The 16,265-nt window shown below is 56.2% G+C and carries 15 protein-coding genes; 8 read left to right on the forward strand and 7 right to left on the reverse strand.

Annotated elements, in window-relative coordinates; translation table 11 throughout:
* The first annotated feature begins 186 nt into the window (after positions 1–186).
* Positions 187–1,419: an IS256 family transposase gene (locus tag GCD22_RS02990; RefSeq protein WP_306670500.1), complete on the forward strand. Its 1,233-nt coding sequence runs from the start codon at positions 187–189 to the stop codon at positions 1,417–1,419.
* Positions 1,420–1,425: 6 nt separating this feature from the next.
* Here the strand turns inward: GCD22_RS02990 and GCD22_RS02995 are convergent, their stop codons facing one another.
* From GCD22_RS02995 to GCD22_RS03015, 6 genes are all read right to left on the reverse strand, one after another.
* On the reverse strand, positions 1,426–1,890 hold the full coding sequence (locus GCD22_RS02995) for an AAA family ATPase (RefSeq protein ID WP_211371684.1): 465 nt from the start codon (positions 1,888–1,890) through the stop codon (positions 1,426–1,428).
* 107 nt (positions 1,891–1,997) lie between these two features.
* The gene (locus GCD22_RS03000) at positions 1,998–3,080 is read right to left on the reverse strand and encodes an HNH endonuclease family protein (RefSeq protein WP_211371685.1); all 1,083 of its coding nucleotides are present in this window, start codon (positions 3,078–3,080) and stop codon (positions 1,998–2,000) included.
* Positions 3,077–4,087, reverse strand: a complete 1,011-nt coding sequence (locus GCD22_RS03005; protein WP_153940377.1) for an adenine-specific methyltransferase EcoRI family protein — start codon at positions 4,085–4,087, stop codon at positions 3,077–3,079. The genes GCD22_RS03000 and GCD22_RS03005 overlap by 4 nt, the downstream gene beginning before the upstream one ends.
* Positions 4,088–4,416: 329 nt before the next feature.
* Positions 4,417–4,752 (reverse strand): hypothetical protein, encoded by a 336-nt coding sequence (locus GCD22_RS03010; protein ID WP_075322251.1) that lies wholly within the window; start codon positions 4,750–4,752, stop codon positions 4,417–4,419.
* Between the two features lie 161 nt (positions 4,753–4,913).
* Positions 4,914–5,120 carry a hypothetical protein gene (locus GCD22_RS17870; protein ID WP_031571694.1) on the reverse strand — a complete coding sequence of 69 codons (207 nt, stop codon included), beginning with the start codon at positions 5,118–5,120 and terminating at the stop codon, positions 4,914–4,916.
* 24 nt (positions 5,121–5,144) lie between these two features.
* Complete coding sequence (locus GCD22_RS03015) at positions 5,145–6,041, reverse strand: LAPAL motif-containing putative phage structural protein (protein WP_031571692.1); 897 nt, start codon at positions 6,039–6,041, stop codon at positions 5,145–5,147.
* 261 nt (positions 6,042–6,302) lie between these two features.
* On the opposite strand from GCD22_RS03015, the gene GCD22_RS03020 reads away from it, so the two are divergent.
* A complete protein-coding gene (locus tag GCD22_RS03020) occupies positions 6,303–6,737 on the forward strand; it encodes a 1-acyl-sn-glycerol-3-phosphate acyltransferase (RefSeq protein ID WP_031571690.1) in 435 nt (144 codons plus the stop codon).
* 119 nt (positions 6,738–6,856) lie between these two features.
* On the opposite strand, the gene GCD22_RS03025 is transcribed toward GCD22_RS03020, so the two are convergent.
* Positions 6,857–7,321, reverse strand: a complete 465-nt coding sequence (locus GCD22_RS03025; protein WP_031571688.1) for a helix-turn-helix domain-containing protein — start codon at positions 7,319–7,321, stop codon at positions 6,857–6,859.
* A 174-nt stretch (positions 7,322–7,495) separates the two neighbouring features.
* On the opposite strand from GCD22_RS03025, the gene abiEi reads away from it, so the two are divergent.
* From abiEi to GCD22_RS03055, 6 genes are all read left to right on the forward strand, one after another.
* On the forward strand, positions 7,496–8,080 hold the full coding sequence (gene abiEi, locus GCD22_RS03030) for a type IV toxin-antitoxin system AbiEi family antitoxin (RefSeq protein WP_244947563.1): 585 nt from the start codon (positions 7,496–7,498) through the stop codon (positions 8,078–8,080).
* Positions 8,070–9,041 (forward strand): nucleotidyl transferase AbiEii/AbiGii toxin family protein, encoded by a 972-nt coding sequence (locus tag GCD22_RS03035; RefSeq protein ID WP_080707782.1) that lies wholly within the window; start codon positions 8,070–8,072, stop codon positions 9,039–9,041. The genes abiEi and GCD22_RS03035 overlap by 11 nt, the downstream gene beginning before the upstream one ends.
* Positions 9,042–9,178: 137 nt before the next feature.
* Positions 9,179–14,329: a DUF3560 domain-containing protein gene (locus GCD22_RS03040; protein ID WP_153940378.1), complete on the forward strand. Its 5,151-nt coding sequence runs from the start codon at positions 9,179–9,181 to the stop codon at positions 14,327–14,329.
* Between the two features lie 60 nt (positions 14,330–14,389).
* The gene (locus GCD22_RS03045; protein ID WP_153940379.1) at positions 14,390–15,586 is read left to right on the forward strand and encodes a hypothetical protein; all 1,197 of its coding nucleotides are present in this window, start codon (positions 14,390–14,392) and stop codon (positions 15,584–15,586) included.
* Positions 15,583–15,861 (forward strand): hypothetical protein, encoded by a 279-nt coding sequence (locus GCD22_RS03050; protein WP_153940380.1) that lies wholly within the window; start codon positions 15,583–15,585, stop codon positions 15,859–15,861. Before GCD22_RS03045 ends, GCD22_RS03050 begins: the two co-directional genes overlap by 4 nt.
* A gap of 10 nt (positions 15,862–15,871) precedes the next feature.
* Positions 15,872–16,243, forward strand: coding sequence for a hypothetical protein (locus GCD22_RS03055; RefSeq protein ID WP_153940381.1), 372 nt, complete (start codon positions 15,872–15,874; stop codon positions 16,241–16,243).
* The last annotated feature ends 22 nt before the right edge of the window (positions 16,244–16,265 follow it).

The following is a 16,265-nucleotide window of genomic DNA, read 5'->3' on the forward strand; positions in this document are numbered from 1 at the left end:
CCTGATGGAGTTTATGAACATCTTGGATAGCAACCCGGAATTCGCGAGAGCTATGCTCGAAAGTGGTGTACGGGCGCGTTACAACTGGCTTGAATGAGGTGGCGTACTGTTGCTACAAAGGGTTTCCGACTCAAAGAGCAACATAAGGAGTACGCCGTGGAAAAGAATACCGTAATAGCAGGTGGGATGGGAGAGTTGGGTCTGGGCATTGAAGGGATACTTCGACGCGCGGCACGCTCTCTGATTGAGCAGGCCATAGAGGCAGAGGTGGCGGTATTGCTGGAAGAATTTGCGACAGTGCGGATGGTTGATGGGCGTCAGGCGGTCGTGCGTAATGGGCATCTGCCGGAGCGCGAGATCATGACCGCTCTGGGTCCGGTACCCGTCAAAGTACCCAAGGTGCGGGACCGCTCAGGATCGGGGATCAAATTCAATTCGGTACTGGCGCCTCCGTATGTACGCAAATCACGAACGGTAGCCGCTACAGTACCTTGGCTCTATCTGCATGGGGTGTCTTCCGGCCACATGCAGGAAGCCCTTTCCATTTTGCTGGGTGATGAGGCCAAGGGACTTTCACCTGCGGTGTTGGGACGTCTCAAGGCGGAGTGGGCGCAAGAGTATGCCCATTGGCAACACCGCTCCCTACAGGGAAAGCGCTATGCTTACTGGTGGGTAGACGGTATTTATACGAACCTCCGTGCGGAGGAGGATCCGCGTATCTGCCTGCTGGTGATTATCGGCGTGACGGCAGAGGGCAAGAAAGAGCTGGTCAGTGTCAGTGACGGCCTGCGCGAATCCAAAGCTTCCTGGCTGGAGATCCTGCGTGACCTGCAGGCGCGCGGTCTGGAGGCGGCCCCTTTGCTCGCCATTGGGGATGGTGCCATGGGGTTTTGGGCCGCACTGGATGAAGCCTATCCCGAAACTGGTCAGCAACGCTGCTGGGTGCATAAGACCGCCAACATTCTCAACGAACTTCCCAAAGCCCAACAGAGCAAAGCCAAGGCAGCGTTGCAGGAAATCTGGATGGCCGCCAATCGCCAGGCTGCGGAAAAAGCACTGGACGTGTTTGTGCGCAATTACCAGGCAAAGTATCCCAAGGCCGTGGCTAAACTGGAAAAAGATCGGGCTGAATTGCTCGCTTTCTATGATTTTCCAGCCGAACACTGGCGGCATATCCGGACCACCAATGCCATTGAGTCCACCTTCGCTACGGTACGCCACCGGACTACCCGGACGAAGAACTGTGTATCACGCAGCAGCTTTCTGGGATTGGGTTTCAAGATGCTGCAGCAGGCTGAAAAACGCTGGATTGGGATTTATGCTCCAGAGAAAGTCCTGCAGCTTTTTGCAGGGGTGAAATTTATCGATGGCTTACCGGCTAACCTCACCCTGCCGGATGATCAACAGACCGCCGCCTGATCTATGTCAGAAAATGCTCATACACCAGATTTGACTATAGCTCAATTCGCGATAAAGGGCTTCAAGGTCTTTGGGCCTGAGACACAACCTCACGCCCAATAACCCACCAGCCCAGTCGAGGCTGGGCAACAAGGCGCTGACGTGGTGAATTTCATTGTTCTCAGCCTGCAGCCAGATATCCAGCATCGGGAGGAGAGGGGCCCAAAGCTTGGGATCGAGTTCTGTGGGTTTGTCGTCTGTGGCTGCTGCCCAAGCTTTACCGATGTCGTCGATGGCGCTCCAATGCGCCAGGGTGAAATCTTGCGTCCTGAATCCCTTCCCTTTTTTGACAAGAAAACGACGTATGGCTTGAATGGCGGATGTCTTCCCGCTATTGTTTGCGCCGACAAAGAGCGTAGTCTCGTCCGCTAGATCGATCCGGACGGAGTAGAGCTTACGGAAATTAGCAATTTCAATATGAGAAATACGCATTCAAAAATTTCCTCTACGAAGGGAGTTGTCCATGTAGGTAATATGCACAAGATCCAGCCCCAACCATCGGGCTCGTCCCTATACGCTCAGTATGCATTTCGCCTAACTTATCTATCGGATTTCCTGCGATTGCATTCTCGACAGAGCATTTGTCCATTAACCAATTCCGTCTTGCCTCCTTGCGACCATGGTGTTACGTGGTCTGCCTCCATCTGGCCAATCTCAAAAATTTTCAGGCATGCGGCACAAGCACCGTTCTGACGTTCGTAGAGAGTACGCTTATTCCCGTCCGTAAACTCACGGATACTCAAGTATTTCTCGTTTCTTGTAAGTAGAAACTCATATATTCCTTTCTTCCTTGTCACATCGTCATCTGCCATAAGACGCGCCACCGATTCCTCCAGCGTCCTCGGATCAAGATCGTCATCCTTATATTTGTTATAAAGAATTCCCCAAGCGATACCCTTCATCTCCCTACGGTACTTCGTGAAAGTGGCCTTTACCCAGTTAATAACAGTTTGGAAATAAAGCCACAGTGGATTGGCGTTTTTATCATGCTGGTGTTTTGCCATATAACCATCTATGTCACCATTATTTATCCATGAGATGGCGGTTTCTAGGTAGTCTTGGCGGTTGGGCGCACCGTTCATATATTTTTCTGAGACTATCCAGGCAGCACACTGGTTCTTGGAGAAATAGCGCTTGGCATCTGCCGTCCATGAGCCTGCGTAGACCGCGTTTCGCAACTCTTGATCTGTCAGTTTTTCACCAGCAATATTGATAATACGAAACCAGTCCAGTTTCTCACTATCAGCGCCCTGACATTGGTACACGGTTAGTTTGTAGTTGAGGATGCTATCTCTCTCATTATGTTGAAGGTTATGGAAGTAACGATCTTTGTAGGAAAATACACCATCCACATACTGGCAGATCGAAATGGTACGCTGTTGACCGTCGATAATCTCGAAACCTTCAGGAGTTATAGCCCAGTACATCGTGTTGAGCGGAAAGTCTCTAGTGATAGTATCGATCACCGCCTCACGTTGTTTATCGTTGTAAACAAATTCTCTCTGGTAGGGCGGGCGGATATTTAGTCTGTCGCCGAAACCGACAACTCCGGCCTCCTGATTGTCCTGGTAACCTTCGACCAAATCTCTGATCGCGATATTATGCAGTTTTATCTCCATCATTTCTCCGAAGCAATATTATGGTTGCGGATGAAAAGGCGTTTGTAAACCCGCTTTCCTTTTATAACCGCCTGCGAAATGCCGCTTTCAGGTTTCCATAGCCCAAAAGAAAAGCCTGAGCCTTCACTTTCTGTTGCACCAATTATCTTGAATTGTTCAGGGTTATATTTAGTGAGGAACGTGATTGGGACGCCCATTGCGCCCTCATAATCGAGAGGAATATCCTGCGTCTTTGAGACCTCTATGGCATCATAGTTGTCATAGAGAGGATAAGCTGATTCATTGCCGTCGTAACGCTTTACCAAAATCATTTCCTCATGACGCTTGTGGTGGTCGAGGTTTGTGTACCAGACCACCCCAGATACCCGGATCATACCGTCCCGATGATCGGCGTCAGAAGCAGTATCCTTATAATGTGGTGCAACAAAATGAGCCATATTTCTTTTGAAACCGTAGCCAAGCCACATTTTGTTGTTCTTAATGAGAGGGAAAACATCTTTATAGGTAATCGCGTTTTGGTGCCCTATGATGATGAACTTTTTATTGTGGTTGGCTAACTGCGCCACATATTCACTGAACAACGAAAACGGGGGATTGGTGACAACAATGTCTGATCCATTGAGAATTTCTACGCATTCCTGGCTGCGAAAGTCGCCGTCACCATTGAGTGGTGTTATGCCAATGTCGTTCGGTTTCGGCATGCTGTTTGGGGCGCCGCCAGTGTATTCCAATTTGATGGCTTCTTTTGAATCGTTCTGACTGAAAAGATCCAGCCGCTGACTCTTATAGCAGGTGGTGACGAGCCTTTTTAGCCCCAAAAATTCGAAGTTCTTGGTGAAGTATTCAAAAAATGCGCTGACATACGGATCATCGCAGTTACAGTACACAACCTTTCCCTTAAACTGGTCTCGGTAATGCCTTAGCTCCCTCTCAACATCTACTATTTGTGTATAGAACTCGTCATTCTTGTTGCGCTTGGCTTTATGCAGGCCACTATTTTCGTTTGCCATCTACGTCATCTACCTTCTTGATTGTTACTATCTGCCCCGGCCCCCGGTGTCATTGTGAAGTTCGGACGGTCCCTCATTTTGGTACACGATTGAGTTTAGGATTGAAGTAGGGGGGAACGCAAGATAAAGAAGGGGTGCCGTGCTGTCATCTCTTTCGATATCAGCCTCTTAGCAACGGCCCGCGCCTGCCGCTTCGCTCTGGCACGCCCGTTGCGACCCACCCCGGCGGCTGGCGTCATCCAGTGTGGCGCGGTGTTGGCCCTTGGCCTCGCGCTTGCAGCCGCTTTTGAAACAGTCGTGGTCCGATCCCATGGTGACAGGTTGCAACATCACTGCACATTTCGGCTCTCCCGTATCCTGGCGGCAAGGCTGACCAAATACCGATCTTTCCCAACGCCCAGTGGCACCCCAGGAAAATGTTTTGGCCATGCGGTTTCCAGCCATGATTTCCAAGCGTCCACAGCCTCCTGGTAGGTCCCTCTGGTATCGTCATCCTCCGGATACTCATCTTCAGGGTAGCAGATGGAAAAGTCGTAAATACTGGACTCGTCCGTGATTAGACACTCCGCAATATTCTGGCCCAGAAATTCCAGAATCTCGCTGATTTCCCGCTGGTACGCTTCGGTCAAATCCTGTTCGGCGATGGTGATTTTCTTTGGTGACATAACGTAGCACTCCTAACATGCCCCGATTTCTCCAAGAGTTGGCGACAGCCAACCGAGCGCAATAAGGGATGCATCTGTTGCAGCTTGCACCTGAAGGAGGAAACCCTTCCAGCAGACACGCCATGCGGAAACTTCGGATTAAAGACCCGAATGGTTTTGTGCTACAGGATACCACCCAAACTATGCACCAACTGTCCCTGCAGCACAGGCAACGCGGTCTTGAACGGAGGAGCGGTCAATCGTCCGCATGCAAATCCGCCATCAGATCGTCCACACTGGCGAATTTCTGGCCCTTGCCCGCTTCCAGCTCGCTCCTTGGTGTTGGTGTCAATGCGGGCGCGGACGTAGGTGTCGACGGTAGTGCTCATGGTAATGCTCCAGGAAGGCTCAGGCTACACCGTGGGCAATTTTAGCTGTGTGGCATGAGTTTTGTGTTCCAGAACTTTTAATACGGCATAGTCCGTTTTTACCCCGGCATCTGTTTGCCATTGCGTGACCCGGACGCGGCAAATCAAAACGTCAGATTTTGCAAAAGATTCCTTATCGGTGTTCACTCGAAGGAGGAAGTCTGTATCCTCAATAGACACAAATACGGTCGCCTGCCCATCATACAGTCTCCACTTGTTGCCATCTTGAAACGCCAGATTGGCGATAGAGAAAGCCTGTGTTCGCTCTTCAGAGAACAAAATCTCATCCGTGGCTGGTGGGGTAACAAAGTATCCACGCTCCTTTTTGCTAACAGTGACATCGACAGAATCATCCCGGCCCAACGCTATAGTCTCAATGCCATCACAGTTCAGGGGGTCCAACGCTTTTTCGAGCTTTTCCCGAAATTCGCGGTGCTGAAGCAAAATAAGAGTATATTCTTCGATTTCAAGCTGATCCTCATCTTCCGTGATGAGAATTCGTTTGTTCCCGTGAATATCTATCCTGTGAATTTTTCGTCCGCGCAACCATTTCAGAGCAGCGATGACGCCACCGCCAAAAGCCCCCAACCCCAGGAGTACCGCTGTCGCATTGGCCAGTCCTTGCCCGTCCTTACCAGCAAACCAGTTTATCGTTGACTGGAGCACGCAGGATGCCAAAGTAAGGTCTACACCAAAACTGCCGGTTTTGAACGACGCCTTGACGTTTACCACCATTTTGCTCTTCGGGCCAAACAGTGCCTGACTGGCAGCATCACAAGCGTCTGCCAGAGAGAGCAGCGCGGGAGCCAGATCCCGCACATCCATTTCGTGCGTATCCAGGGCTGGACCATCGTAGGTAATCCGAAAATGTTCAGTGCTCATCGAAATTTTTGTCCGATCTGAAACTTCTCCTAGGATAGCACCATCTGCACAGATTTTCTTACGCTAGGTCGTGCGCTTCTTGGCAAATTTGTTCTCAGTCCCAACCATGCCTAGCGGGTGCTGAATTTTTCGCCATGCGCAGAGCACGAAGCCCCGACTACAGTCCTGGCTTAGTCGCGGGAGGATTCACTGTCCGCATGCTCCGATACCCGCCCTGAGCATGATCTATACCCTCCCATCAGCTTTCACGGGAGTATCGCCATGCCGGGTCACCTGATCCTTGTCCGTCCTCATGCGTCCTTACTGGACGGCCCAGTCGTTGTCCACTGTCTGCATCAGATTGGCGGCCACTGCGGCTACCTCTTCGCCGTCGATCCCGATTATGCCCGCCAACCTTTCTGGCGAAGGGCGCTGTCCTGGTATGGTCGGGTCAACGGCCACCATCGCATGGTCCCTCTCGATCAGCGATCACCCATGGCGCTTCGGGTGATTCTGCGCACCCTGGAGGCGGGCCACGGAGTGGTGCTGTTCCCGCAGGGAACGGGCATTTCCAATCCGGTCCGGCCAGATCTGCCCGGAGCATCCTGGCTAGCCCGAAAATCCCGATGCTTGGTCACGGAGATTCGTCTGGATCACTCCGGATGGATTCCTCAAGTGGCGTATCAGGGGCATGAGCGCCGCGCCACTTGTCACTGACCGGGCAATATGGCGCCACCGATGTGCGGCGTAATGGCGCCATTTCAAAGTGTCTGAAAGCGCAACGGCGCCGGGTAGAGCACGCACGCGTCGTAGATGACGATGAAGTTCGAACCCATTCATTCGTACCCCATCCTGAGCGCCTGGGCTTGCTCGGCCAGTGCATCAAGGGCCTTGCTGTGCTCAGCGTCGATCCGCTCCTTGTACGCGATCACGTCCTGGTAGCGGACACGACGGTGAGTACCGATCTTGTGGAACGGGATCTCGCCGCGCTCCAGCAACCGGACGAGGAACGGTCGCGAGACATTGAGTACGTCCGCTGCGTCCTGTGTTGTCAGTTCGGCGTGGATCGGGATGATACTGACCGCGTTGCCCTCACCGATTTCGGTCAGGACGTCCACGAGCAGGCGCAGCGCCGACACCGGGACGCGCACCGGATGGGACGTACCCTGGTCGTTGAATATCTCGATCTGCTGGGTTTCCGCGCGGGTCTGAAGGAAGGCGGACAACGCCCGGCCGCTCTCGCGGGCGATGGCAACTTCTTCGGCCGTCGGCAACGAATGGGTGGGAGAGAGTGTGGTCATGGCAGCCTCCAGGGAGTTTCAAACAGCATTATGGGAGGAAGTATAACCGAAATAAACGAATAATCGAAACATCCGAAATGGGATGGTCTTGCCGGGCAGGCAACCAAAGGGACACCTACTGGATGCGCTCGCGGATTTTCTGCCTGATAGACAAGCGACATGGCAGATTCTATTATGTGTATAGAAACCCTACACAACTGTCTGGTTCGCGCGCACATGAAACGACTGGATCTGCTGAATCGCCTATCCGCCCTGGAACAGAAGGGGCTTGTCGTCTATTCAAGACGAGACCTGGAGAAGATTTTTCCGGAAGAGGATGAGAAAGCGCTGGAGAAGAGCTTGCAGCGCATGTGCCAGGACAACCTTCTGGTTCGCGCCGCTCGCGGCATCTACCTTTTTGGTCCAGCTGTGCCGCGTCACCGGGGCTGGCTGATCGAGCGGATCGCGCAGGCCCTGCGCCCGGGAGATTTCAATTACGTTTCTCTGGAAAGTATTCTCTCGGAATATGGTGTGATCTCACAGATTCCTGTGGATCGCTTGACGGTAATGACCACAGGCGCGAAAGGGCTCCACAAGACCCCCTTTGGGGCTATTGAATTCACGCACACCAAGCGCACTATTCCGGATCTTCTGGAAAGAACATTAGTCGTCAAGGGGCGTCCATTGCGTATTGCCAGAAAGCAGGCTGCCATCCAGGATCTCCATCGTGTAGGACGGAACATAGACTTGATTGATCGGGACGAGGTGGATGATGAATAAAGAAGATTTTGCGCAATATGTAGATGCGGCCATGCGGGGTGACGGGCTGGGTTTTTTGCGTCCCGTGGTGGAGAAGGAACTGCTGCACTATGAGATTTTTAGCGCATTGGACGAAGAGGGGCTGTTAAAGGATATGGTGTTTCAGGGGGGAACCTCTCTGCGTCTATGTTATGGTTCTGAGCGATTCAGTGAAGACCTTGACTTTGCGGGTGGAAAGAATTTTTCCGCCCGGAGTATGGCTGCCGTCAAAGGCTGCATTGTCGGGAAGATTGGCAAGCGCTTTGACCTGGATATCACAGTCCGGGAGCCCAGGGATGCTCCATTTGATGGGACAGTGCGGGTAGATAAATGGATGGTCACGATCCAGACCAGTCCGGATCGTCCGGACGTGCCACGGCAAAAGATCAAACTGGAAATCGCCAACGTACCGGCCTATTCCAGGGATATTCTTCCATTGCGGATTAACTATTCCGTTCTGGAGGGGCGTAGTCAACCTTTGGTGGCGGTCGAGTCCAGGGATGAGATTCTGGCGGACAAGCTGATTGCGCTTCCTGCTTCCATTTCCAGAATGATTGGCCAGGAGATGGAGTTTACCCCATCGCGGATCAGGCATCGGGATATTTGGGATATCGCGTGGTTATCTGGTCAGGGAGCGCAGTTGGATACCCAACTGGTCAGAAAGAAAGTCTCGGATTATGGATTGGATGAATTCCCCCGGTTTTTGGATCGCGCCATTGCTGCGATTCCCGTGATTGCTGGTGGAGAGGGGTTTCGTGCGCAGATGGCGCGATTCCTGCCGCAAACACAACATGACAGGGTGTTTGGCAAGGAGGGGTATGAGAAATATTTCGAGAATACGGTCAGCGGATTGCTATCCAGTCTGCGGAAGGATCTGGAATTTGATCTCAAAAAAGTCCAGCAGGTGCTGCCAGGGAAGAAAAAACGTGGGCCGGAGTTATAAGGCATCCTGATTTTAAAGCACAGCAGAGCAACTGCGTCTCTATGCCGGGCAGGGCGCTGCTCGGCCCGATAAAGCTATACCACGATCGCCCGATCTATACCCTCCAGTCGAAGATTAACTGCGCTGGAGAGTATACGATGCCCGTCCCCGCCCCATCCCCTTCAGGGAACAACACCGATAGGAAAGATCCCCGTCTTGAGCTTGCCGACCGACTGATTGAACAGATCGGGGCAGGAACTGCCTCCTGGCAAAGGCCCTGGGAAGCCGGCGATGTGTTGGCCCCGGTCAATGCAGTCACAGGCAAGCCTTACAGCGGGGTGAACTACCAAAATCTCATGATGTTCTCTCCGGACCCGTCCGATCCACGTTGGTGTACCTACAAGCAGGCCCAGGAGCAGGGCTGGCAGGTGCGCAAGGGTGAGCATGGGATTCCCATCGAAAAGTGGTCGCGTTACGAGCACAAGCGCACCGATGAGGAAATAGAGAGGCTTTGGGCGCAGGGCGCCCAGAACATCGAGCCCGTGGAGGAACGGCTTGGTGTCCGTTACTACACGGTGTTTCACGCATCACAGATAGACGGCATTCCCCCGCTGGAGCGGTCCCCGCGTCTGGAGATCGAGGGGAAACCCGATGATCGGTTGCCGAAGCTGGCCGAGCGCCTGGGCGTGGAATTGCGGTACGGCGGCGGCCGGGCGTTTTATCGTCCGTCGGAGGACCGGGTGCAGATGCCTCCCGTGGAATCTTTCGAGCAGGCTGTGGGGCATGACACCACCCTCCTGCACGAGCTGTCCCATGCCACAGGTCATGAGAGACGACTGAACCGCGATCTGAAAAACTCCTTCGGCAGTGAGAAGTACGCCATCGAGGAGTTGCGGGCGGAGATGTCCGCGGCCATGACCGCAGCGAGTTTGGGGATTGGCTTTGATCCTGCATCCCAGGACCTGGAAGAGGGGCGCGAGATGGGTAATTCAGCCGCCTATCTTGCCTCATGGCTCAAAGCCCTGCCGGAAAAAGAGCGCAAGCAGATCCTGATGCAGACCATCAAGGATGCCCAGGGGATCAGCGACTATCTGATCGAACGGACGCCGGAATTGCTGGTGGAGCAGGAGCGACCAACCGTCTCCCGTGGCGATTACGTCCGGTACAGGAATGAGATTGGGCAAGAGGTTGAGGGCGTGGTGCTTGACGCCGCCCAGCCCGGCGAAGCAACGCGACTGAGGCGCATCTACCGGTGGCCCAACGGCACCCCCGGCCTGGACGGGGCGGACGACATCGCGCCCACGGTACTGCCTAACGACCTGGTGGAACACATCCCGGGCGCTGTCACCCCCGGTCCGGATCTGGACGCCATCGATCCGCAGACCGATGCGTACCAACGCACCATAGGCATGGACGATTCGCGCGATCGGGCGGGCCTCGCCGTGCTCATGGCGGTCGAAACCGCGCGTGGGCAGCCGGAGCGGGCGGCGGCCCTGCAGGCGGCGGCCTTGCGGGCGGCAGCCTTGCCGGAACGCGCCCTGGACCCGGAGCTGATTGCGTTTCTTGAAAACCGCACCCGCATCCGGCAAGGCGAACACCCGAATTTTGCCGGACTGAGCGATCCCGTCGCCAATGCCGAAGCCTTCGTTGAGCGGCAAGGCCGTACCGATCCCCAGCGTTCCGCGCAATGGGCCAGAGCGCTACAGGAAAGCCCGGTGGCTTACGGCGAGGCTGTGGGCCTCAGTCCGGCCACGGTGGGTCTCGTCGCGTCTCAACTGAACCAAGGCGCTCGGCGCATGGAACGACCCCAGGTCGGCGATTTCGTGCGTTTTGAACCGCATGAACCGGGCGTGACATCCAGTCCCTTCTCAGGACGGATCATCGCGGCCTTGGATACCTCTGGCGGCGATATCCGCTATCACCTGCGGGCGGAGACGGGGCCAGATCAGGGTATTGAGGCACGGGTATATGGCCGGGACGGACAGTTCTGCGAGATCGCTCTGGATCAGGCCGTGGGATTCGACCGGGCTCTCGCTCCAGAGGCAGAGAAAGCCCCCCAGATTCAGGTCGGAGACTTCGTGATAACCCGGAGAAATCAATTCGGGGCAGACTGGGATACTCCCTCCATCGTTACCCGCATCGATGACTCCGAAGTCCGGTTGCAGGACCTCTACCGCTCTGGCCAGGAATGGGAAGTCGCCCCAGCCAGGCGAATGATGTCTCGTGAAGACTTCGATACGGCTCTCAGTCATCAGGTTAGTGGCGTGGTGCCGCCCGAGATCGCATCAGAAAAGCTCGATTTCGCCGCCAGCCGGGACCGATTCGTCGGTGTGGTCCGGGCTTTTGATGCCGAACACAGTCTCATGTACGGCAAGGCACCGGAACCTTTGACGAAGGTCCCCGACGATGTGCGGCCATTCCTTGGAGGCCAACAGGCTACGGTGACAGATCAGTTGCTCCGCAGCAGCGAAGAAAAAGGCTTTTTCTCGGACAAGATGCAGGAGTTACAGGAGATTATCCGGCAGATGCCGGCGACCTATGAGACTGACGGCGTGCCGGACAGCGAGCGCCCAGTATCCCTGCGCTATTTTGGTCCCAATGGTGCCCAGTGGTTCATCCTTGAGAAGGATCGCGGAGATCCGGCCAATGAGGGGAACGGCTTCCCGAACCAGATGCAAGCTTTTGGTCTGGCGGACTTAGGTATGGGCCATCCCGAAGTGGGCTACATCAGTATTCCGGAGATCACCCGTGCCGGGGCGGAACTCGATTATCACTTTGCGCCCCGGACCCTTTTGGAGGTGAAGCTGGAGCACTACCCAGACCTGCTTCCGCCAGAGCATCGCCCAGTGGATCCGCGCAAGGAACAGGCACTTCAGGAGTACCAGGCGTTTTACGCCCAGTTGCCACAGCGGGAAGAGAAACTGGTGACGGCGGTCCGCGAGCGCTCCGAGCGTCTGGCTCCGGCGGATTTTCGGGGCTTCTCCGACATGATGCGGGATTTCCGCACAGGCGTGGACGATACCTTTGGGATCCTCCGGGAGGGAGAAAACCGGGGATCGTCGGCCCCGGAATTACGCCTGGCGCAGGCGTTCGCTCCGGAAGAGATCTCCGATCTGCCCGCCGTCCAAACCGCCCATGACCAGGCAAGACGGCTTGGCGAGCGATTTCACGATCTGGACCGGGAAATCAGGGACGCTTTCAAGGCGCGGCTCAGGGAGCATGGCAAGGCACTGCTGGAATCCGGCAGCCTGCGCGAACCCCGGGAAATCGCGCAGGCGACCTACTGGAAGCACGGGATTGAGGCAAGTCCGGACAGCCCGATGATCGGAAAAGTGGTCGGGGCGATTCAGGACAAGGATCTCAAAACCCTGCTGGGAATGATTGGCCACAACAGCCAAAACCCGGGATCGGAAGAGGTATTTACGCACATTACGGGAGTAAAACTGGGCAAGACCCAAAAAGAACGGGTCGCACAGTTGCTGGAGTGGGCCGGTCCTGAAAAGGCGCAGGCCCTGCGCGAAAGCAATGCGCTGGCAGAGCGGGAACGGGAAACTCGGGGCTTGCGGGATGGTATGACCAGAGCGTGGGAGGATCTGAAGGGCCTGCGCGTGGAGGTCGGTGGCCAGGTGGTGAATGGACAGGAGTATGTGACGCTGAAAGTTGCGGGCGGCCAGGAGCGCATTGCTTCTGGCAAGGCGGGTGCGGCAACCACATATCATCTGGTCAATGACCAAGGCGCATATTCCCGCGTCAAGGACGTGCGGTTCACGGCCTTTGCCAGGCGGGTTTTGGCCATGGACGCCGATGGTATGGTGCGTAACGCCCTGGAGAAGGCGGACATTGTGCAAGGGATTGCGCCGGAAGGGGTTACCCCAAAACCAGCTGCTGATCTTCAGAAAGAGGAAAAAGCACCAGAAGCTCCCGGGAAGAACGCCTACGAGCAAAAAATCGAGGCGCGTAAGGAGCGCTATCGCGCCCTTTCTGATAAGACGCGGGCGCGGGCGAAAGCGCACGTCGAGCAGGCCAGGCGCATGGCGGACGCCATCCCTTTTGGTCAGCCGATCCTGGTTGGCCACCACAGTGAAGGCCGCGACCGTCGCTATCGTGAGCGCATCCACCAGAACTTTGGCAAAGGCTTCGACCTGCTGGAGAAGGCAGCGTATTACGAGCGCCGCGCCAAGGGCGTCAACGACTACGCCATCAGCGCGGACGATCCGGATGCCGTGAAAAAACTCAGGGAGCGGGTGGAGAATCTGAAGTCTTCCCAGGAGCGCATGAAGGCGGCGAACGCCGCCATCCGCAAACATCAGAAGGATGGCCCCGAGGCGCAGCAGGCGGCCCTGGAGCGTCTGGGTTTCCAGCCAGACCAGGCAAAAGCCATTTTGACCCCGGATGTCATGGGAACCGTGGGTTTTGCGTCGTACTCCCTCAGCAACAATAACGCCAACATCCGGCGGCTGGAAGAGCGTATTCAGATCCTGGAAAAGGCCCAGGCCCTGAAGGACCGTGAGACACCGTATGCCTGGGGAACGGTTCGGGAGAACAGGGAGATCAACCGCATCCAGTTCCGGTTCGAGGACAAGCCTGACGAAGAGGTCCGCAATCTCATGAAGTCGAGCGGCTTTCGATGGGCGCCTTCCGAGGGCGCCTGGCAACGGCAGTGGACGGGCAATGCCGTATATGCCGCGCGGGATGTCATCAAAAAGCTGGACGCGCTGATGCCGCCTGAGCAGACGGTGGCAGCACCAGAACCGGCCCAACGGCTCGACACTGTGCCGGTTTCCCAGAGCCCTGATGTGAGCCCAGGTATTACTGTCCGCGACCCGAGCGCCGCGCTGTCTGCGGCCATCAAGGACCGCGACGGCGACTGGTACAACCTTTCCGTGCAGGAAAACGATGGCCGTCTGGTGGGGACCTTGCAGCGGCGCGATGCGGAAACGGGTCTGGTGGAGACGATGCCAGCCGGTGTTTTTCAGCCTGACGTGAATTATGGGGTGGTGGCCAAGTTTGAGCGCGAGTCCGGGGAACTCCTGGCGGTTGGCCTTTCCCGTGGTCGGGATGGCGGTGTGGATATGAAGGTCTTTTCCCAGTCGAGGGACGCCGCAGTCTTCGCCTGGCAGCGAATTCATGAGTACCCGGGACATCTGCGGGCCAATGAAGCGCTCCAGAAGGTCCCGGATCACCCGGAGGGCAAGGTGATTGAGCAGGCTTTGGGCGTGGACCTGAAGACGCTCAACCCGGCGCGTGTTGCTCCCAAGGCCTCAGCCCGCCGGCCGGAGCAGCAGAAGCAGCAGGGTGTGGAGATATAGAAACAGTAGGTACCGGAGTTTTTGTGAGCAATTTTTTCTGGAAATGAAAAGGAGAAAGTGATGGCTACCCGAATGATGCAACGGAACAACCTGGCAGATGCTTTTGTGCTGGTCAACGATGAACAGACCAATGCCGCCCTGAAAACCGCGCGAGAACAGATTGGGGACGCGGAATGGAAGAAGGGGTACTCCCCGGAGAACAAGGCGATTGTCCGCGACGCACTGAAGGAACATGGGGCACGGTACGAACAGGCGCTGAAAGGCAATCTGGTGGGTGCGGAGGTAGCTGAAACGCAGGCCAATGGGGAGACCTTCAGGAAGTTGCGCGTCACGCTGGAGAACGAAGCCGGCAGGACCATCCTGTCGGCGGACATGGGCTCCGAGTTTGCTCAGCGGCTGATCACCAAGCTCGACACGGCGACGCGGGAACATGCGGGTGGCGAGGTGAGCATTGGCGCTTTTGCCAAGCAGACTGAGCGGGATGGTCGGACTTTCGTGGATCACGTTGCGACCATGAAGGGGCCTGACGGGCAGGAAGTTCCGGCCACTCCCGGGCACTTCGAGAAGGCCAGGGAGCGGGTGGAGGCGGCGCAAAAGCCGATGCTGGATGCTGGCATGAAGGACAAGAAGATCCTGAACCAGATCGCCGCCAGCACTCGGGAGAGCTACTTCGCGGAGGTTGCCGCTGGCCTGTCTGAGCGGATGGTGGAGCAAGGGATTACGCCGAAGACCGTAGCGAACGAGCGCGGCGAATTCCCGGCCCTGGATGCGGGCATCAAGGATCGCGATGGCACCTGGCACAACATGTCCGCCTATGAGAAAGACGGGCACCTGGTGGGGACCTTGCAGCGGCGCGGCGGCCAGCCCGGCGAGTACGAGAAGGTGCCGCTGGAATTTCACCCGGGAGAACTCGGCGGCTTGCAGGCGGAGGCACAGTTTTCGGATGGTGCTCCACTGCTGGTTTCGTTGTCCCGGTCGGAGCCCTCTGAGACACAGCCTTCCAAGGTGGATGTGCGCATCTTCGCCAAGGGCCAGGATCTGGAGGGGAAGGACACCCTGGAGCAGATTCACGAGCACCCAGGGCGTCTGCGGGCCAACGACGCGCTTCAGAAGATCCCGGATCACCGGGAGGGCAAGGCCATCGAACAGGCTTTGGGCGTGGATCCGAAGATGCTCAACCCCCTGCCTGCGCGGGAGGCCCAAAGGGCTCCAGCTAAAGCACAGGAGAAGCAGCATTCCCAAGGGGTGCAGCTATGAGCCTGGCCGAAGAACTGCTGGAGTGGGCCGAGGAAGAGCTGGAGCGAGGGGATACGGCGCACCGGGAGCGGGTTGCGCTGATCCTCGCGCAACTCCGTGAACTGCCTGACCCTGAATCGCTCCCGGTCGGGTCCACCCAGCGATTTCTCGCACAACGGCGTGTGGACAAGCTCGCCGAGAGGGCCGAAGAGCTGGGTTTTGAAACGCCCGGCAAGACGCTGAAAAAGGAGATCGGCAAACAGATTGCCGGTCATGCCTTGGGCATAGAACTGTAAGGAGACGGTTATGTTTGGATTTTTCAAGGTGCTGACGGGTTCCCGTCAAACCCCGAAGAGGGAGGACCAGTGCAATCTGTGGATTGGCGGTCACCCGGATCATCTACGTCCGGTGGACGATCCCCAGGGGCGGGGCGGGTATCAGCTGGCCATCGAGGCGCTGATTCGCGATGAATCGCCAGAGGTCATTTATTTTCGCTCGGAAACCGGGGATCTGTCCGTGGTTCGCAAGAGTCTGGAGTACCTTTCCCGAATCGGCGGGCAGGTCGGCGTTGCCGATCAGCTTCCCGATGAGGAGGTGGCGGCGATCTTCGGTGTCGATGTGCGTTCCTACCAGTCCGCCGTCGTGAATCCACAGGGGGATGCGGCGGCCTATCGTTGAGGCAATTTTGCGCGGAGGTCAC

Origin of the sequence: Acidithiobacillus thiooxidans ATCC 19377 (assembly GCF_009662475.1) — a bacterium.
Lineage (GTDB): Bacteria > Pseudomonadota > Gammaproteobacteria > Acidithiobacillales > Acidithiobacillaceae > Acidithiobacillus > Acidithiobacillus thiooxidans.